13 protein-coding genes are annotated in these 19,668 nt (G+C 48.1%); 8 read left to right on the plus strand and 5 right to left on the minus strand.

The annotated features are described in order from the left end of the window. Nucleotides 1–38: 38 nt before the first annotated feature. Nucleotides 39–812, minus strand: a complete 774-nt coding sequence (locus LKI20_RS02485) for a winged helix-turn-helix domain-containing protein (protein WP_291769410.1) — start codon at nucleotides 810–812, stop codon at nucleotides 39–41. Nucleotides 813–990: 178 nt separating this feature from the next. Here LKI20_RS02485 and LKI20_RS02490 point away from each other — a divergent pair, with 178 nt between their 5' ends. Next, nucleotides 991–1,731, plus strand: coding sequence for a hypothetical protein (locus LKI20_RS02490; RefSeq protein WP_291769412.1), 741 nt, complete (start codon nucleotides 991–993; stop codon nucleotides 1,729–1,731). 177 nt (nucleotides 1,732–1,908) lie between these two features. Here LKI20_RS02490 and LKI20_RS02495 read toward each other — a convergent pair whose 3' ends face one another. The 4 genes from LKI20_RS02495 to LKI20_RS02510 all read right to left on the minus strand — a co-directional run bounded on the left by LKI20_RS02495 (nucleotide 1,909) and on the right by LKI20_RS02510 (nucleotide 9,280). Next, the gene (locus LKI20_RS02495) at nucleotides 1,909–2,403 is read right to left on the minus strand and encodes an inorganic diphosphatase (RefSeq protein ID WP_291769415.1); all 495 of its coding nucleotides are present in this window, start codon (nucleotides 2,401–2,403) and stop codon (nucleotides 1,909–1,911) included. Between the two features lie 107 nt (nucleotides 2,404–2,510). Then, nucleotides 2,511–4,694 (minus strand): alpha-1,4-glucan--maltose-1-phosphate maltosyltransferase, encoded by a 2,184-nt coding sequence (locus LKI20_RS02500; protein ID WP_291769417.1) that lies wholly within the window; start codon nucleotides 4,692–4,694, stop codon nucleotides 2,511–2,513. A 182-nt stretch (nucleotides 4,695–4,876) separates the two neighbouring features. Further along, nucleotides 4,877–8,089 (minus strand): glucodextranase DOMON-like domain-containing protein, encoded by a 3,213-nt coding sequence (locus tag LKI20_RS02505; RefSeq protein ID WP_291769420.1) that lies wholly within the window; start codon nucleotides 8,087–8,089, stop codon nucleotides 4,877–4,879. 177 nt (nucleotides 8,090–8,266) lie between these two features. Continuing rightward, nucleotides 8,267–9,280 carry a LacI family DNA-binding transcriptional regulator gene (locus LKI20_RS02510; RefSeq protein ID WP_291769423.1) on the minus strand — a complete coding sequence of 338 codons (1,014 nt, stop codon included), beginning with the start codon at nucleotides 9,278–9,280 and terminating at the stop codon, nucleotides 8,267–8,269. Between the two features lie 201 nt (nucleotides 9,281–9,481). Between LKI20_RS02510 and LKI20_RS02515 the strand changes: the two genes are divergently transcribed. From LKI20_RS02515 to LKI20_RS02545, 7 genes are all read left to right on the plus strand, one after another. Then, nucleotides 9,482–11,116: an extracellular solute-binding protein gene (locus LKI20_RS02515; protein WP_291769426.1), complete on the plus strand. Its 1,635-nt coding sequence runs from the start codon at nucleotides 9,482–9,484 to the stop codon at nucleotides 11,114–11,116. A 126-nt stretch (nucleotides 11,117–11,242) separates the two neighbouring features. Beyond that, a complete protein-coding gene (locus LKI20_RS02520; protein ID WP_291769428.1) occupies nucleotides 11,243–13,063 on the plus strand; it encodes a glycoside hydrolase family 13 protein in 1,821 nt (606 codons plus the stop codon). 88 nt (nucleotides 13,064–13,151) lie between these two features. Further along, complete coding sequence (locus tag LKI20_RS02525; RefSeq protein ID WP_291773322.1) at nucleotides 13,152–14,039, plus strand: ABC transporter permease; 888 nt, start codon at nucleotides 13,152–13,154, stop codon at nucleotides 14,037–14,039. Nucleotides 14,040–14,052: 13 nt separating this feature from the next. Beyond that, nucleotides 14,053–15,027 (plus strand): carbohydrate ABC transporter permease, encoded by a 975-nt coding sequence (locus tag LKI20_RS02530; RefSeq protein ID WP_291769432.1) that lies wholly within the window; start codon nucleotides 14,053–14,055, stop codon nucleotides 15,025–15,027. Between the two features lie 114 nt (nucleotides 15,028–15,141). Further along, nucleotides 15,142–17,646 carry a TIM-barrel domain-containing protein gene (locus LKI20_RS02535; RefSeq protein WP_291769435.1) on the plus strand — a complete coding sequence of 835 codons (2,505 nt, stop codon included), beginning with the start codon at nucleotides 15,142–15,144 and terminating at the stop codon, nucleotides 17,644–17,646. A 91-nt stretch (nucleotides 17,647–17,737) separates the two neighbouring features. Next, nucleotides 17,738–18,424, plus strand: a complete 687-nt coding sequence (locus tag LKI20_RS02540) for a YesL family protein (protein ID WP_291769438.1) — start codon at nucleotides 17,738–17,740, stop codon at nucleotides 18,422–18,424. A 238-nt stretch (nucleotides 18,425–18,662) separates the two neighbouring features. Beyond that, a complete protein-coding gene (locus tag LKI20_RS02545; RefSeq protein WP_291769441.1) occupies nucleotides 18,663–19,667 on the plus strand; it encodes a zinc-dependent alcohol dehydrogenase family protein in 1,005 nt (334 codons plus the stop codon). Nucleotide 19,668: the final 1 nt, after the last annotated feature.

The following is a 19,668-nucleotide window of genomic DNA, read 5'->3' on the forward strand; positions in this document are numbered from 1 at the left end:
AGCTCACCTCACTGAGTCCTGGAACGTACCATGCGGCACTATTCTTGCTTGTGCACATCGTTATCAGGCAATGAAGCGATAGCCTGAGCTCTCGCTACATCTTCTTGGAGATCACCCTCTGGAGGGTCAAAACGATATCCAACATTGCGGACTGTGCCAATAAGATGCTCGTACTCCCCACCGAGCTTGGCGCGAAGACGGCGGATATGCACGTCAACGGTTCTTGTACCGCCGTAATAGTCATAGCCCCATACCTCTTGAAGAAGCTGAGCGCGAGTGAATACTCTGCTGGGATGTTGAACCAAGTATTTCAACAGTTCGAACTCTTTGTATGCCAAATCAATTGGGCGGCCATGAAGGCTGGCTGTGTATCCGTTGGTATCAACAAGCAAATCTCCAGATCTGATTTGCCCATCAATCCCTTCAATCGCAGTACTGGATGGGGTAGTGGAATCGGTAATTGAATTGCCTCGTTCGGACACTAATCGCAGTCGTGCCTCAACTTCCGCAGGAGAAGCTGAAGAGACCACGACATCACTGACTCCCCACTGTGAATTCACTACAGTGAAGCCCCCCTCAGTGAGCACGAGCATAATCGGTGTAGACAATCCTGAGGCATGAATGAGACGGCACAGTGTTTTGGCCGTAGCCAAGTCATCTCGTGCGTCCAAAAATAGGATTGTATTTTCTGGCATTTTTACCAGAGACGCTGCATCCATCGGTAACACGCGCACGCGATGGGAAAGCAGCGCAAGCGAAGGTAACACGGTTGCGGGATCACCCGCAAACGTCATCAACGTCAAGTCGGTCACGCCGGTTCCCCTTTGAGATAAAGTCTGATTGCTGACAATGTTGTGTTTCATTGTACAGTCGCAGAAGTGATTGCTTTATTTTGTAATAGTAGTTGTGGACACTGCGCGCTAGATTGAAGTTTGGCAGGCTCTGAAGAAGAGGCTTTCAAGGGCATTTGCGAGATCGAAGGATGTGGTTATGAGCGGTAAAGACGTGCAAGAATCGGCTGACCGAGTATCAGGCACAGCTAAAGGCGTGGTTGCTGTTCAGCTTGCCGCATACGTGGTACTGGTGGTTTCAGCGGGACTGCTGTCATTGTGGTCTTCAACTGCAGTGGTATTGATTTGGATTGTGTTGGTGGCTGTTGGACTGCTTGGGGTGATGCTGTACTGGTGGCCCTTTGATGATACTGCCACAACAAGCTTGGTTGAGCGAGCAGTTTCGGGTGTCACAGGTATCTGTGCGTTCGTAGCTGCAGCATACACTGCACCGCGTGTTGCTGATATGCCTGAGGGTAGTACTGCAAAGACTTCTTTGACATCGTGGGCTATTGTTTTTGGAATATTGATCACTGTCCTAGTGGTTGTTGGGTTCATCACTCAGATGATGCGTCGGGTGCGCTCGCATTTGATTACATCGCTGTCGCATGCAGTTTTTGGAGGAATTGCTTGTGTATCAGCAGCTGGATGGTCTTTTCTGCCAGTGATGATTGCCATTGCCAAATCTGCGCAAGGGCTAAAGCATATTGTTGGCATCGTGTTAGTAATTTTGGTGGTGTTGGTCATACTGCTATCCATGGGCGCGGCTGCTACATCGTGGTGGCGTGAAGACAACAGGGGAGATTCACGCACTCGAGTGGGTATCGCCATGTTACCGGTAATGATTGGCGGAATAGCTGTCTATATGGCTACATTGGCATGCTACTTTTTGGTGTTCTAATCGCAGATTTGAACTTTTCAGATTCTTCGGAAGAGTGGACTAGGTATATTTCAGCCTCACGCAAGGTGTAGCGAATTCCTGTAGGAAGAATGGCAGTGGGGGTGCATAACGACGTTGTTATGCACCCCCACTGCGTGGATTTTACTGCGTGGATTCTGTGTGACGTATCCTATTATTCTACTGCTCTGAGGCGGCTAAGCGCTCAATAGCCTTCTTGATTTCAGTCTTGGCAGCTGCAGCGTCTGTCCAGAAGTCACCAGGCATAACTTCTTTGCCTGGCTCCAGTGCCTTGTATTGCTCAAAGAAATGTTTGATTTCAGCTTTATGGAAGTCTGACACATCAGACACGTCTTTGATATCGTCGAAACGAACATCGGCGGGAACACAGAGAACCTTATCGTCCCCACCAGCCTCATCGACCATGTGGTAGAGGCCAACTGCGCGACATTCGATGACGCAGCCTGGGAATACCGAGTTTGGAATCATTACAAGAGCGTCTAATGGATCGCCATCCTCACCAAGAGTGCCTTCGATGTAACCGTAATCATCTGGATAACCCATGGAAGTGAAGAGGGTACGATCCAACTTAATGCGGCCGCTTTCATGGTCAACTTCGTATTTATTGCGTGAACCCCTTGGGATTTCAACGACCACATCGAATGTTTCAGCCATGTCGTCTCCTTGACGTGAATAAGTTAATACTTAACTAGAACCACAATACCCGCTGTCCAAGAAGGGAACGGGTATGAGTTCGAATATGTATCGATGTATCTTGAGGGTTATTGCTGACTTGTGCTTACCGAAAGGATATGTGCCACATCAGCCCATGGGGCCAAAGAAACGTAATCGTTGCCATTCCAGTTAAAGTCGCGCCCACTCAATTCATCATGCATATATAGGCTCTGACCATTAGTGAAGCCAAAATCAGCAGGGTCCCAGTGCACGCCAGAAGCATGAGCATTATGACCGTCGAGATTTACCACAACAATGACGGTGTCTGCTTCTTTAGACTCAGTGAAATCGGCGGGAATATGTCTGGCGAAAGCAAGAATTGATGGATCATCGGTGCCGAGAATGCTGAGGTTGTGGTAACCGTAGCAGCTCGGATGTCGACGTCGAATGTCGTTAAGGGTGCGCAGTAATCCAGAGATGCCAAGGCGGTCAGCATTTCCCCAATCGCGGAGTTTGATTTCGTATTTTTCATTGTCGATTTGTTCTTCGAAACCTGGACGCTGGCGGTTCTCAATGAGTTCGAAACCGTTATAAATTCCCCAGCTAGCTGATCCCATTGCAGCAAGCACAGCACGAACTGCATGGCCAGCGATGCCATTGTCGCGCAAATAATCAGTGAGTATGTCAGGGGTGGTTGGCCAGAAGGAATTGTGCTGATAATAGGCGACATCGCTGTTGCTAAGTGTGAGATACTCAGCAAGCTCTTCTTTAGTGTTGCGCCAAGGGAAATAGCAGTGGGATTGTGTGAAGCCTACGTAACTCAGGGCCAGCATCATGCCAGGACGGGTGAATGCTTCAGCAAGGAATAATATTTCGGGGTGTCGTTTATTGATGGCAGCAATTACATCTTGCCAAAAACGTACCGGTTTGGTGTGCGGGTTATCAATCCTGAAGATACTAACTCCTGCTTCAATCCAAAGTTCAAGAATCCTGATGACTTCTCGTTCGATACCAGGCATATCTTCATCAAAATCGATAGGGTAAATATCTTGATATTTTTTCGGAGGATTCTCAGCGAAGGCTATGCTGCCGTCAGCTTTATGTCGGAACCAGTTTGGATGTTCGTTGACCCAAGGATGATCCGGTGAGCATTGCAATGCGAAGTCCAAAGCAATTTCTAGTCCTAGACGATGAGCGGAGTCACAGAATTGCCGAAAATCATCCATATTCCCCAGTTGAGGATCTACAGTGTCGTGTCCTCCTTGTGATGAGCCAATGCCAAATGGTGAACCTGGATCATTGGGGCCAGCGATAAGAGCATTGTTGCGGCCTTTACGATTAGTCTGCCCAATTGGGAAAATGGGGGGCAGATAGACAATGTCGAAGCCTTCCTTCTGGGCACGTTCCAAACCGCTTATTGCAGTTTGCAGAGTTCCTTGAACGATGTTATGAGTTTTGGGATCAAGGTAAGCTCCTTCTGAGCGAGGGAAAAACTGATACCAGGATGCAAAGCTCGACTTTGGTCGTTGAACTTGCAGTGTTTTTGGTCGGCTTGAGGATATACCAGTTCGCAGTGGATTGCTCAGGTGCAGTCTATGAATCTCTGGGGTATCTGCTGCTTGGAAGCGCTGCGTGATATCCAAAGTATTGTCCGAAAGTGTTTCACAGGCTTTGAGCAAATGTTTCTTGGCTCTGGCGCCCAGTGCAGCATCAACGCTATTGGCCCACTGGCGCAGTATCGCCGCTCCTTCATCTAAAACATTAGCGATATCATCGTTCACCTGCACCTTAATAGTCGCATCATGCAGCCAGAGAGCATAAGGGTCTTCCCACCCCTCGATAGTGATACTCCACAGTCCTAGTTGTCGGCGTATGGATGTGAAGCCGGATTCCCAAGGATTCACCGCGCTGTGTTTACCTGCTTGCAACTGTGCAGACCATCGATCAAGACCTGCATTCATGCATTGCATAGGCCGACGTTGAACAACGCGGCCCTGGGGGTTACGCAATATGGCAGTGGCCCCCACTTTGGCACGCCCCTCGATAAACACCTGTGCACTTACAGTTAGGGGTTCTCCCAGTTCCACGCGCGCTGGGAAATAATCATTTTCACGGCATGGTGTGACGTCGAGAATATTGACACGACCAAAAAGCTGTGTTGTGTGATCGCTACGGACCTGCTTATTGGTGTTGTGGGCGGTTTTTCGCGTATTGGTGGTCTTTGATGAGGGTGACTTGCCGGATGTCTTGGGCTGAGCTGTGTGCGCCCCGCTGCGGTGTGGTGCTGTCATACCACCATTGTATGGAGCATTTGCATATTTGTCGCCAAGCGTTTTACGGATTGTTCACTTTTAATAGCCAGCAGTCACCACGCCAATCAAGTAGATGGCAGTGCTCGATGAGATAACACGAGTGCCCCGTGGAAATATTCACGGGGCACTTGTATAGCGAATTGTATGAGATTAACTTCGCACTAATTCTTCTTCTTCTGATGGATGCTAAACGACAAACCACCGGCAACAAGTAAGAGTAGAGCTACTGCGATAAGCGATCCTGCACTGACACCGGTATGTGCCAAAACACCGTGTAGGGGCTGTTGCTTGTCTGCTTCCTGCTGTTTGTTCGTTGCTTGGCTAGCATTTGTGCCAGGTGTAGGTGTAACTGTTGGTTTGGGGGTCTCGCCACCTTGATTGTTTGAATCTTCCTGGCTTAAGGATAGGAAGGGTAGAATCACTTGATCCTTCTTCAAACTCATGAGCTCTGCCTGACTTTGAGTTCCTGAAATGATGTCAATGGCATTGCTGTCAGTGGTCACACTGTCATGCGCAGCAGTATCTGTGACCTCGCCGAGTCCGCCACCAAAACGATATTGGTGAACAAACGTTGGGCAAGCATTCAATCCATCCCAGCATTCCTTGCTAAACACCGGTCGCACGTTGCCTATGCCTTCTGAGTCTTCAGCGCTGCTGAAAATCGAGACTTGGTAAGCTATCTGCTCCAACTTCACCCCATCGAGTGCTGTAGTTGGTACTGACGCCACGATAGCGTTACCTTGAACGATGCTGAGATTAACGTCTGCTGACTTGCTAGGCTCTTCGCCTAGATTGTAGACTCCGCTCGCATAGCGGGCTCCGTTATTTCGTCCATCGGCGACTATTGCCTTTTGCCAAGCTCCCTGTGTATAAGTGTTGGTTCCAGGAAGCTCAGGTGTGGCCTGTGCCACAGACCGAGCGTTCGATGACGAAGCGTTTCCTAGGTATATGTTCAACCGTTGGGTGCTCATGCCATTCCCGCCCCAAGCGTTGGTGATTTGACCATCTACGGTGGTTACGAATCGTACGGTGTTTCCATCACGGTATACGGAGAAGTTGCGCAAATCGAAGCTTCCCTTGTTGAATGCGCTGTCACTTGGATAGACATAGCTGCCAGGTCCATTGTCGTCGCCTTTGGGGTCGTTGAGATTGCCGACAAGGGTACCGAAGGCATAGATACTGTAACGCTTGACGGTCATTACTTGGTTCTTGCCTACGGCGGTGACCCGCACCGTATTCGACACATCAGGTAGATTGATGGTAGTGCTGAAAGCGCCGTTGTGCACAGGCACTTCCACGTTGTCACCGTTATTCACCGCAATACGCACACTTGTTGCATTGCTTTTCCCTGAAATCGGTAAATCGCGCTTTGCTGCAGTTTCACCGTCGCTTATGCCAGAAATCTCCAAAGTTGGTGCATCACCGGAAGCCTGGTCGTCAGCAGTGGCATCCCAGTTGTCCCATAGGTTAGCATCAAAATTCAAACGGCCAAGTTCGTTGGATGACCAGTTGTCGCCGGCTTTAATGATGGGTGTGCCCCCGACGGTGTAATTGTGCAGTAGTAGACCCTGGTGATCCGTGCTTTGGTTGCCGATTTCTACCTGTTTACCGTCAGCGTTGGTGAATGCCTTGAACAAGCTCTCTTGTGCGCTCTGATTGAGCTTGTTCCAAGCATCCACATGAAAACCGTCAATAGTGATTTTTTGGGTATTTTGCATGGCGAACAGACGGATGCCGCAGTTGACCATACCTTCCACGTTGGTGTTGGTAAATGTCAGATTTTTATATGTTTGATTGGTGTCAGCCATGTTGGTTGCTCCCATATCGAGATATGAGGAGGAGGAGTTGAATACGCAGGTGTTGTATTTCTGGTCGTTCCAATACATACGGTTATGGATGATGTCAGTGTTAGACACGGAGACATTTTCGACATTGCGTGCTCCCCAGCCCCACTGGAACACTGGTCCATTCTCGTTCTTCCAGATTACGGTGTTATCTACCTTCACGTTCGAGTGATAGAGCTTAATGACATCGTCGTTGGAGTGAAGGAAGGAATTGCGAAGAGTGCTCCCTCTATACATCTCTAATCCGTCGGTTTGCCAGTACCAGCCACCAATCTGTTGGTAGTTGTTGACCGTCATCGCGAAGGGGCCGTCTTCATTGCCGTACATCACGAAAGTGTGATACGGGGGAGAGGCGACAGTCACTCCTTGCAAATCAAGTGTTTGAGCAGATCCGGTGGATTGGAATTGCAACATTTTTACACATGAGCTGTGGCAATCAGATTTGTTTGGGTCGCGATGTTGGTATCCGTTTTCAGTATCCGCTTCATAAACATATTGCTCACCAGAAAGCACACCATACCCTGTGACTTTGAAACTTGAAGCTGTTGACAGGAATTTAAATGCACCTTTCACGTAGGCTCCTGGTGCCAGATAGACCCATTTAATATTCGCGGGAAGTTCAGCTCTATACGTTGATCCCATCCAATATGTTCCAGTATCAAAGTACAAGGTATCAATACTGGGGTCGATGGTGTTGAGTCCGCTGACATCACTCTGAGTCACATGCTTGACGTTTGCTGCTGTGCTATCTGGAATATGCTCAGTCGCTTCAGTGCCTTTGAGCATTGGTTGAGCAAAAACCAGCATGGCATTGCGTGGTTCTGTGCTCACAGCCTGACCGCTAGTGGAATCAGTAGTCAGTGCGCCTGATCCGCCTGAATTATCGTTGTAAGAGGTCACTAATTGAGGAGCGAATTCTACTGAGAAACGGTATCCTGCACTGCTGTACGGGACATGGATGCGCACGGTGTTGTTGCCGATAAATGTTTTGTCGAATTTGTCGCTAGTCGGTCGAATGCTTACCTGATCTGCTGAGGTGATGGTCTGCTCGGTGTCAAGTTTCACATCGACATAAGCATCTGCGGAATATTCAAACGTTGACCAAGACATTGACATCTGCGCTGCAGATGAGAATTCAGCACCATCTTGCTCGGTGTATCCTAATTTGCCGTTACCGCTGCGTGGCAGACTCATATAGGTGAATGAGTTATAGAAATTCCCTGGATCGGATGTGCTTGCGACACTTGTTGAGTAGTACGGCGATTCCCTTACAACACCGTTGTCGATGCTTGTTGTTGATTTCTCAGCATTGCTATGCCACCAGGTGTGCAAACTTTCAGTGTTTGCGACCTGTACATTCGTCTTGTCTGTCTGTGATTGAGTTGTTGATTCGGTAGTCGTTTCGGCAGCTGTCGCTGTAACGACAGAACTGCCTAGCATCATTATTGCTGCGCCAATAGCAGTCAAAGCCACAGCAGATTGCCGCAGACTAGAACCGTGACGTGATGTTTTCCCCCAATGGGCGTGCATCGAGACTCCTTCTATTCTTCTACTTATCCCCGTTGATGATTATGCCTTAGTCGCATCGTCGCGAGGCATGAGATTAAGTGTAATGAATTGAATCTGTTGCGCAAGTTTTCAGAAAATTACCTAGTGTCGGGCACAGTAATGCCACAAAATCAACTACTGGTGTAGGCGCTGAGCGAACTATTTGCTGGTACAGCGGCCTGTAGATTCGCGGACGATGAGCTCAGGTTCGAAGAGGAGTTCGTCGCGGCGGGTAGCAATTTTCTTGTTTTCCATCATCGCCATAAGGCCATTTACTGTAGCGCGGCAAATCTGATTGACTGGCTGTCGCACGGTCGTTAAGGACGGTGACATGTACTTCATAGCGGATGAGTCATCGTAGCCGGTAACTGAAATATCGTTAGGAATACTTAAACCGAGTGCTTTGGATGCTTTTAGCGCTCCAAGTGCTAGTTGATCACTTGCACAGGCTATTGCAGTGGCGCCATTTTCCAGTAATGAGTTTGCCGCCATTTGCCCTGATTCCACCCCATAAGTAGTCCAGGCAGTCAAATTCTTCTGGTGCTTGATGCCTTCATCTGCAAAGAACTTCATAGCTGTTTCGTATTTGGCAATTGACGGGTAATGGTTCACATCACCAAGCAGCAGTCCGATGTGTCGATGCCCCAAATCGCGAAGGTGGCGCAGGGCCATAGCCATAGCCTTGGCATCATCGGTGCCAGCAAAAAGCCCATCCATGTCCCGTGCTGCGCCATTGAGAAATGCTGCGGGGATATTGTGCTCGCTGAGTGTGCGGTATACGGACAGCGGTGCGCCTTTGGTGTCATATTTACCGCATAAAAATATTGCGGCAGCAATTGGTTGATTCTGGAGCATGCTGAGATAACCCTCTTCTGAGGTACCTGTTGGTGTGCATGTGCAGGTAAGCACGAGGAACCCTTGTTGTGCTAGAAGAGTGGTAAGCGCCGTCAAATATTTAGGAAAAATCGGATTGGATAGGTCGGGCGTAAAGATAGCGACAAGTCGTGCCCCGTTGCGTTGCATCCTTTCAAGAGGCATGCCGAGAGCGCTTATGGCATCCATAACCGTGTCGCGAAGATCGTCTGACACACCTGGCTTGGCGTTCATCACGCGGGAGACCGTTGCTTGGCTGACTCCTGCCTTGGCTGCTATGTCTGCGAGTGTTTTTGCCACGATACAGTGCTCCGTTCAAGATAACTAGTTGCACTCATTCTGCCCCACAAATAGTACAACGGCTATTTCCTGATGAAAAATGCTTGAAAACTTGCGAAAGAAATTCTATTGTCTTACACTCTAAATTGCCTTGAGAGCGAAGGATCGATAGGCGGCAACGAGGGTGTTGCACACAGTTGAAGGTCAAGGAGGAGACTTCGCATGGTGAAAAAGAGTGTGGTTTGGAAGGTAGGTGCGATGGCATGTATCAGCGCACTGGCACTTTCAGCTTGTGGAAGTGGTAATGATTCTGCAACCACAAAAGACGGCAAGCCCGTTATTAACGTTCAGGTAATTTTGGATGCTCGTGCAGAAAAAATGCAAAAAATGGGTTGGACAAAAGGTCTAGAAACTGCCTGTGATTGCTATATTAACTGGACCAACACGGGAAGTGCTTCATGGGACCAGCAGAAGAAGACATCCCTAGCTGCCGGTGAAGTTGCAGATGTGACTATCGGTGGATATGGATCGGGAGATATGAGCGACTATGGCAGCCTGTTCATGAACCTGAAACCTGAATTAAAGAGTATGCCAAACGTCTCCAAGATGTTCAAGGAAGACCCATATTCAGAGGTGGTTTCCACCACATATGACGGTAAGATTTACGGAACTCCTGTTGTGGCACGACCTGTTACGGCACGTACCAGCAACCACATGTTCATCAACAAACAGTGGCTGGACAAGTTAGGTCTTAAGGTGCCTACCACCTGGGATGAGTTGGCAACTGTGCTTAAAGCCTTTAAGACCCAAGATCCAAACGGTAACGGCAAAGCAGACGAAATCCCTATGGACTTCTACACTCCAGGAACCGATGGATTCTGGCTTTTCCAGCCGAATGTGTTGCTTTCCAGCATGGGAATCGTTGTTCCTAACGGTCCTTTGGGCATGTACGTAGACAATGGCAAGGTCAAGAACTATCTCACTGATTCAAGGTATAAGACGTTGATTCAGTTCATGCATCAACTCTGGGCTGACGGCGTGGTATCTCCAGAAGCATTTACTCACGATTGGTCTAAGTTCACCAGCACAGCAAAGGGCAATGGCAAGACTGCAACAGTTGGTTTCGAATGGATGTGGACTCCGTCCGGTACCTTCGGACAGGAAAACGCTGATCAATATGTCACTATTCCTTCTCTCAAGCAGAGCGCAGATCAGAAGGAAGATCCAGTCTGGTCATACAACGGTGATGATTTGGCTTACAAGGTTGACAGCGCTGTTATTTCATCGAGTGTGAAGAACAAGGAAGCTGCGTTGAAGTTCGTTGATGCGTTCTACTCTGCAGATATGTCAGTTCAGGCTCGTTATGGCGCCTTCGGTACTGCAGTCAAGAAGCTCGGCACTAACCATTACAAGGTATTGAACGCTCCTGCTGGTCATGAGGAAGCTGATTGGATGTTCTATCAAGCTTTGGGTGATGCAGCACCTGGTTGGATCAACAGCGACATGAAGCTCGAGCTGCCTCAGATTCATAGTGAGGTCAAGACGGTTGACAAGGTATATGACAATGACTACAAGAATGTCAACTTCAATAAGGACATTCTGTATCAAAACATGCCAGCAACTAAAGAGCAGAACGATGCAATGAGCGCCAATAACACTGGTATCAACCAGTACGCAATGAGCAAGTTCGCTCAATGGGTCACCAAGGGTGGCGTGGATAACGAATGGGACGAGTATGTCGCGAAGCTTAAGCAGAACAAGCTCCAAGACAATGTCGCCACTGAGCAAAAGATCTACGACACTTACGTCAAGCGTATGAACAAGCTCGGCGTGAACCTTAACAATTTCAATGAATAAACCTCAGTGACTGAGCTGTAATGCTCATCCGACCGGTAGCGCCAGATATGAGTGCGCTCCGGTCGGATCACTGACGTCGTGATTAACTCGCATGCCCTCATGCGTAACAAAGAATGAAGCGAGACTATGACTACTAGGCAGCGTCATCACGTGCCTGATGAGATTCATACCAATGGTGCGGCCATTAATCCTTGGTGGGCCAATGCGGTGGTATATCAGATTTACCCGAGATCATTTCAAGATAGTAATAATGATGGCTACGGTGATTTGAACGGTATTACTTCCCGCTTGGGTTACCTTGCTGAGCTAGGGATTGATGCTATCTGGCTCAGTCCTGTATACCGCTCTCCACAGGATGACAATGGATATGACATTGCTGACTATCGCGATATAGATCCGATGTTTGGCACGCTCGCGGATATGGACACACTCATAGCCAAAGCTCATGAATATGGCATCAAGATTGTCATGGATCTCGTAGTAAACCACACTTCTGACGAACATGCATGGTTCCAAGCGTCACGACGCAAAGACCCCGAGTTTAACGATTGGTACTGGTGGCGTCCAGCGCGCGAAGGTTCAATCCCTGGCACTCCAGGCGCGGAACCAAATCTGTGGGGAGGCACCTTCGGTGGTTCGGCTTGGCAGTACGACGAAGAACGGGGCGAATACTACCTCCATACCTTCTCGAAAAAACAACCTGATTTGAACTGGGAAAACCCGGCTGTGCGACATGCCGTATATGACATGATGAATTGGTGGCTCGATCGGGGCATTGATGGTTTCCGTATGGATGTCATCACACTGATTTCCAAACGCATTGACCACAATGGTAAGTTGCCAGGTGAGAGCCATAGCCTCATAGCTGATGAAGCACCAGGCGAGGAAGGTTACTCAAGTCCGTGGCCCTTTAGTATGGACGGTCCACGTCTCGATGAGTTCCTTAAAGAAATGCGCCATGAAGTTTTCGAAGGACGAGATGCTTACCTCACAGTTGGTGAGGGGCAAGGTATTTCTCCACGTCGCAATGAACACATCACCGATCCAGCCAATAGCGAGCTGGATATGCTCTTCCTTTTTGATCATGTTGGAGTCGATCAGGGTGATGTCAAATGGGATATGGAAGCGTTGGAGCTCCCGAAGCTCAAGCGCGCGATGATTGAACAGCAGGAAGCGGTTGCATCTCGTGGATGGGCCAGCCTGTATTTCAATAATCATGATCAACCTCGTGCTCTCTCGCGTTGGGGAGATACTTCTACGCCAGAGTTGCGAATTAAATCGGCAAAGGCTTTAGGCCTCCTCTTGCATATGCATAAAGGGACGCCATACGTGTATCAAGGCGAAGAACTTGGTATGACCAATGCAGGGTTCACCTCATTGGATCAGTATCAGGATCTTGAATCGATTAATGCATTCCATCAGAGAGTTGATGAAGCTCAAGTGCAGAGTGCTGATTCGATGTTGGAGTCCTTAGCAAAAGTCAGTAGAGACAACTCACGCACACCAATGCAATGGGATGATAGCCGTTACGGGGGCTTTACTTCAACTCAGTCTTTGAAAGCTCCGTGGCTGCCCGTAAATGATAATAAGGCTTCAATCAACGCCAACGAAGAGTTGCAAGATTCAGATTCGGTCTTTGCTTTCTATAGACAACTCATCGAATTGAGACATACCAGCGATTTGATTGCGGCTGGCTCCTTTGAAGCTCTGGATATTGATGACGAACACGTCTACGCCTTCAAGCGATCCTTGGGTAACGACAGTGCGCTAGTAGTTATCAATACCTCTTCGCATACTGTTCCCCTTCCTGAGCAAACGTACCTGATTTTGGCCTCTGGTCTCGATCCGCAGAAGGTACTGCTTTCCAATGAAAGTGTTGAAATCCTCAACAAAGAAGTTGCTGGCGGAGAGTTAGCCCCTTGGTCCGCATTCGTTTATGAAATCTAGGATTGGAGAGAATCCGATGGACAATAATACAAGTAGTTCTGCAGCGATACCGACGCGGCGTGATTCGCACGCTCGCCCTTCGTTGTGGATGAGGTTTACAGGACACTTCCGTCTGTACTGGCAGTTGTGGGTGTTTACCATTCCAGCAATTTTCTTCGTTGTACTGTTTGCCTATATACCAATGTACGGTGTGCAACTAGCATTCAGAGAGTTTGATTTCACCAAAGGGCTTACCGGAGGAAAATGGGTTGGGTGGAAATACTTCCACCAGTTCTTTGTTGATCCGATGTTTTCGCAAATTATCGGCAACACTTTTAGAATCAGCTTGTGGACCTTGGTGATGGGATTTATTGCACCAATCTTTCTCGCCTTACTTATTAATCAGATAGGCAACTCAAAGATCAAAGGTTTCGTCCAAACGATTACCTATATGCCACACTTCATCTCTACTGTGGTCATGGTTTCTATCATCCAAATCTTCCTCGCTCCAGGAACCGGTCTGTTGGGTCGTTTCTTAGGTAGAACCAGCATCATGGGAGATCCGAACGCCTTCACACCTATTTACTGGATTTCAGAAGTCTGGCAGCATGCAGGCTGGAACTGCATTATCTACCTTGCAGCCCTTTCATCCGTGGATCTGGCATTGTATGAGGCAGCGAGAATTGATGGTGCCGGTCGTTTGCAGCTGATTCGTTACGTTGATATTCCGACTATCATGCCAACCGTTGGTGTCATGCTCATTCTCAATATGGGTTCTGTTCTTGGTGTTGGCTTCGAGAAGGTTTGGCTGATGCAAAATACCTTGAATATCAATGCATCAGAGGTTATATCGACATTTACTTACCGAATAGGTCTGCTCAACAGTCAATTCTCATATTCGACAGCAATAGGCCTGTTTAATTCGGTGGTGAACTTCTTCTTCCTCATCATGGCTAACTTCATAGCCAAGCGCACCAGTGACACGAGCATCTTCTAGGAAAGCAGCGATTATGTCAATCTCTCAACAAGCTAAGTCAACCGCATTGGCGACTTTGTCTGAAACCAATAAGGGCGATAAAGGAACCTGGAATAAGCACTCACGTCAAGACAAGACAGTCTCTGATTGGGTCGTCGATGGCGTGATTGCTCTGATCATTGTGGTGATTCTCGTCGCCATTATTTACCCTCTGTGGTTTATCGTCATTGCATCATTCTCGGACCCAGGGGCAGTGTCCTTAGGTGAAGTTCTGTTATGGCCTAAAGGTATTGGCCTGACCGGCTATGCCAAGATACTTACTGATACCAGAATTTGGATTGGTTACCGCAACACCATCGTCTACAGCGTTCTTGGTACCGCTGTAAATCTGCTGGTCACCATTCCTGCCGCCTATGCATTGTCTCGAAGAGAATTTAAGCCAAGACGTATTATCATGTTCCTGTTCACTTTTACCATGTTCTTTAGCGGTGGTTTAATTCCTAACTACCTCTTGATGAAACAGCTGGGATTGCTGAATAGCATGTGGGTATTTATTCTTCCCAGTGCGTTCAGCGTGTATAACATGATTATTGCTCGATCATTCTTTGAAAGTTCTATCCCTGAAGAATTACGTGATTCTGCGCGAGTAGACGGTGTATCGTATTTCGGCTTCTTCTTCAAAATTGTGTTGCCGCTTTCTAGTGCCATACTTGCTGTTATCGGTTTGTATTGCTTTGTGGGGCATTGGAATGATTACTTCACTGGTTTGATTTACATCAGAGATCAGGATAAATATCCTCTTCAGAATGTGCTGCAGATGATTCTGCTCACCAATCAAACCAACCAAGGCAGTAGCAATGCTGGTCTATCCGCATCGCAAGCTCAGAATTTTGCTGATCAGATTAAGTTCGGCATTATTATCGTTTCCAGTTTGCCGTTGCTGATTATTTATCCATTCCTTCAGAAGTACTTCAACAAGGGCGTCATGATTGGTGCCGTCAAGGGCTGACACCTTCGTTGAGGAAAGCAACAGTCTGAAGAGCCTTCCTGTGAATGCCAATCCTCAGGCTGTTGCTCCCCTGAACCTATAAGTCCATACCAACCAGAAAGTGAATCTAATCCCATGAGTGTTTCTTCTGCTACGCAGAACCCCCGTAAGGCTTTTCCGGAAGGTGCAAACCCACTGATGCGTCAGGAATATGTTATGCAGGGTGACCGATGGAGAATCGCCTTTATCACCGATTCTTTGGTTCGTGTGGAATGGTCAGAATCAGGAATTTTCGAGGATCACTGCACACAGATGACCCTGAATAGGAATTTCAAGGAAGCCACACAGATTCATATTCGTCAGTATGAAGAGGATGGATACTTGGTGGTTGATACACCGACGATTCATCTGATGTATGACCGAAAGCCTTTTACTAAAGAGGGGCTGCAAATTCATGTCAAGGGCATGAATGGATTCTGCGACACTTGGCATTATGGCGATGACCAGCACGCAAATCTTCACGGTACTGCGCGCACCCTAGATGGGGTTGACGGTACAACAGAACTTGGTGTTGGCCTGAATTCTCCTGACGGCTGGGCGATTATTGATGATTCGGCTTCAAACGTGCTGGTGGAGAACGCCAATGCTGCAGATGGGAGCCTCACAGATGGCGTAGGTGGTGTGGCAGTTCAGTCGCGTTCACACAGTGAAATTGATTTGTATTTCTTCGGCTACGGACATCGTTATGCAGAGGCAGTTCAAGACTTTTATCAATTAACGGGGCCTACACCGCTGTTGCCTAGATTCGCTCTTGGTAATTGGTGGAGCCGATACTACCGATATAGTGCTGATGAATATATTGATTTGATGGATCGTTTTGATCGTGAAGGACTTCCTTTTACGACTTCAGTAATCGATATGGATTGGCACTTAACTGAGCTTGATCCCTCATATGGTTCTGGGTGGACGGGGTATTCTTGGAACACAGAGTTGTTCCCTAACCCGAAGCATTTTCTTGAGCAACTCCATGAGCGCGGTTTGCATATCACCTTAAATGTCCATCCTCGCGATGGTGTGCGTGCATTTGAGGACGCGTATCAAAAAATGGCCAAGACGCTGGGGATTAATCCCGACAGTGGAGAAGCTGTTGAATTCGATTTGACCAATCCTAAGTTTGTTGACGCATATTTCGACATGCACCACGATCTTGAGGATCAGGGCGTCGACTTCTGGTGGATTGATTGGCAGCAAGGTGGAGTCACCAAACAAGTTGGACTGGATCCATTGTGGATGCTCAACCATTTGCACTATTTGGATTCCGCACGTGAAGGCCGCTGGCCGCTGACCTTCTCACGTTATGCTGGCCCGGGTTCCCATCGCTATCCGGTAGGTTTCTCAGGAGATACGATTGTCAGTTGGAGCTCGTTACGATTCCAACCGTATTTCACTGCTACCGCATCTAACATCGGTTATGGTTGGTGGAGCCATGATATTGGTGGCCATGTGTCGGGCATTCGTGATGAAGAGTTAGAGGCTCGCTGGTATCAGCTTGGTGTCTTCAGCCCAATTAATCGTCTTCATTCCAGTGCGTCGCCATTTAATGGCAAGGAGCCGTGGAACTTCCATGAACCCGTGCGTTCGGCAATGGTGGATGTGTTGCGCCTTCGTCAAGCCTTATTGCCATACCTGTATACGATGAATTGGCGTAATGCCGCAGAGGGTAAGGAACTCATAGAGCCGATGTATTGGCAGTATCCCGAAATGGGAGAGGCGTACAACGTGCCGAATGAATATTTCTTCGGATCTGAACTTATTGCAGCACCAATTACTGAGGCAATGGATAAGGCGTCCATGCGTGCAAAAGCGAAGGTCTGGTTGCCGCAGGGTGAGTGGTTTGATTTCTTTAGCGGAAGGCGCTATCACAGCGATGCGAAGTCAGGTATGAATTTCTATGCTTGGCGAGGTATCGAAACACTACCACTATTCGCTAAGGCAGGCGGGATTGTGCCGATGCAAAGCGATTGCACGAGCAACAGCACCGAGAACCCAGCAGCTATGGACGTATTGGTGTTCCCAGGAGCGGATGGCAGCTTTACACTACGTGAAGATGATGGTCAGTATGCTCCTGGCGGAGATATTTCGCGTATGCATACTGCTGATACGTCAATTATCTTTGACTCGCACTCTAGTACGCTCACTATTTCACATGTTCGCGGTGATGAAGGTATCGTGCCGAAACAACGAACGTGGACAGTCGTATTCAGAGGTGTTGCCAGAAGTACAGTGCTCGTTGACGGAGTGCACAGTGAGCACACGTCTTACGACCCAGACACCCTAAGTCTGAAAGTGCAAGTAGGCGTTACAGAAACTGATCGCGATATTGTGCTCAGCTTCCCTCAAGGTCTCCACCTTGCTGAGAATCCAATTGATAATGATTTGTTCAATATTTGCAATGACGCTCAGATAGCGTACTCATTGAAGGAAGGTGCAAACTGGGCTCTAGAAGGCAGTGGTATCAGAGCGCTTACAGCATTACGCACCATGTCGTATGAGTCGAAGGATGACAAGGGCCAAGCACAAACCCAATATCTTCCGGAAAGTGTTATTGCTGCTCTAGAAGAGGTATTGCTTCGTAGCTAAGAATCTCAGGGTATGCGTGGGCTGTGCGGAAGCAGTGGCATTGGATGTTGACATCGACGATGCAACAATGGCTTAAGACAGGGTGAAGGTTATGAAGCGATTCGCGGTCGGATATGAATTTTTTGCACGCATCATCATGATGGTGGTGATGGTCAATATTGCATTCATCGTTCATACCGTAATGGGTCTTGTGCTAGGAGGATTTTTCCCCTCGTTAGCTGCATCATATACCACTTACCGAGCGTGGACGCTCTCCGTCGAGGATCGCTCCTGGACCGTACGCCAAACATGGTCAGTATTTCATCGTGCGTGGAAATCGGAATTACGATCCGCTAACCTCTTCGGATGGCCACAATTCGCTGTATGGTTCTTACTGCTCTGGGAATATTGGTTTGTTCAGCACAACAACCTCGGCACTCAAGGCTTTGCCGTGTCTGGTGTGCTGCTAGTTGTCAATATTTTCTATGCGCTTTTTGTATTAGTGAGTTGGGGTGTCCGCTCTAACTTTAACGAAGGCGCTTGGTGGATGGTGCGTACCTCTCTCACGTTAATTATCGTCAGACCGTTGTGTTCTGTCATTATTGTGGTCCTTCTACTGGTAGTAGCGTTCGCTTATTACCAGTGGCCAGGACTGATGATTGCGTTCGGTGTTTCAATCCCCATATTTGCAACGATGATGACCTTGTATTCTTGGGGCAAACTCCCCGGTATGGATGTCCATGACATAGAGCCGATGGAGAAAGATCAGAATAAGAAACAGCAGTCTCGTACACGCTAAAACTAGCGACTCTAGCGAGCTCATAGCGCTTGCAGATATGTATCGATTCACCAGCACTAAGCGTGTCCAAAATACGAGTGAGTTGGACACGCTCATACATCCAACTGTGTAGTTGTTTCAGCCCTCGCAGTGGACTATTCTTCACTTGAGAGAACCAGCGATGGGGCTGGCTCAGTTTCTCTGATGCACTACAAGGATGTTACTGCTGATTGAGATTCCCGTATCGAAAGGATTTGGTATGAAAGCCTTAGTGCTTACCGGAACGCAACAATTTGCGATAGAAGATCTTCCAACACCTGAGATAGGCCCACATGACGTACTGATTAATACTGCTTTTGCGGGGGTATGCGGTACTGATCATGATTTGTATGCTGGCCGTCCAGGATCAGCAGCTGCAGTCCCACCCATTGTGCTTGGTCACGAGAACTCAGGTGTTGTGGCAGCTGTTGGAGAACAGGTAACACGAGTAAAACCGGGGGATAGGGTAGCCGTTGACCCGAATATTTATTGTGGTCAGTGCGAGTTCTGTCTGACTCAGAGACCGGAGTTATGCGATAATCTCAGTGCAGTTGGAGTTACACGAGATGGTGGTTTAGCAGAGCAGTTCAGCGCTCCAGCAAGTGTGGTGTATCCCTTGCCAGATAATGTTTCGTTGAAATCAGCAGCTGCAGTAGAACCAGTTTCGTGCGCAGTCCACGCAGTCGATCTATTGAAACTCCATCCGTACCAAAAGGCCTTGGTCATTGGCGATGGCTTTATGGGACAGCTCTTCGTTCAAGTTCTTCAAGCCTACGGTGTGCATCAGGTCGACTTGGCGGGCATCGTTGACGAAAAGCTCAAACTCAATGCGGAACGCTTCAACGTGGTGCATACCTTCAACACCATGCGTGAAAGTATTCCTCAAGAGGCATACGATATTATCGTCGAAGCAGTAGGCCTACCATCGACCCAAGCACAGGCTATCGCTGCTGCAAATAAGGGAGCCCAAGTGCTGATGTTTGGTGTTGGTCCTCAAGAGGCAGTGTTCGAAATGAATACCTACGATATTTATAAGAAACAGTTGACCATACAAGGCTCATTTATCAACCCTTTGACCTTCTGCGATGCCATTGCGCTCTTATCGAGTGGCAAAGTGGATGTAGACACATTGATTAGTCGTGAATTTGCACTTGAGCAAGTTCAGGATTTCCTCGATGGAGCGATCACAGGAGTTTCAAAAGCTGTCGTTAAACTTGCTCAGTAAA

It is taken from the genome of Bifidobacterium sp. (assembly GCF_022647885.1).
GTDB lineage: Bacteria > Actinomycetota > Actinomycetes > Actinomycetales > Bifidobacteriaceae > Bombiscardovia.

Coding starts and splice junctions, on each gene's coding strand:
- LKI20_RS02490 (WP_291769412.1), top strand. CDS start 991: ATGAGCGGTAAAGACGTGCAAGAATCGGCTGACCGAGTATCAGGCACA.
- LKI20_RS02525 (WP_291773322.1), top strand. CDS start 13,152: ATGAGGTTTACAGGACACTTCCGTCTGTACTGGCAGTTGTGGGTGTTT.
- LKI20_RS02515 (WP_291769426.1), top strand. CDS start 9,482: ATGGTGAAAAAGAGTGTGGTTTGGAAGGTAGGTGCGATGGCATGTATC.
- LKI20_RS02545 (WP_291769441.1), top strand. CDS start 18,663: ATGAAAGCCTTAGTGCTTACCGGAACGCAACAATTTGCGATAGAAGAT.
- LKI20_RS02505 (WP_291769420.1), bottom strand. CDS start 8,089: ATGCACGCCCATTGGGGGAAAACATCACGTCACGGTTCTAGTCTGCGG.
- LKI20_RS02495 (WP_291769415.1), bottom strand. CDS start 2,403: ATGGCTGAAACATTCGATGTGGTCGTTGAAATCCCAAGGGGTTCACGC.
- LKI20_RS02535 (WP_291769435.1), top strand. CDS start 15,142: ATGAGTGTTTCTTCTGCTACGCAGAACCCCCGTAAGGCTTTTCCGGAA.
- LKI20_RS02540 (WP_291769438.1), top strand. CDS start 17,738: ATGAAGCGATTCGCGGTCGGATATGAATTTTTTGCACGCATCATCATG.
- LKI20_RS02520 (WP_291769428.1), top strand. CDS start 11,243: ATGACTACTAGGCAGCGTCATCACGTGCCTGATGAGATTCATACCAAT.
- LKI20_RS02530 (WP_291769432.1), top strand. CDS start 14,053: ATGTCAATCTCTCAACAAGCTAAGTCAACCGCATTGGCGACTTTGTCT.
- LKI20_RS02500 (WP_291769417.1), bottom strand. CDS start 4,694: ATGACAGCACCACACCGCAGCGGGGCGCACACAGCTCAGCCCAAGACA.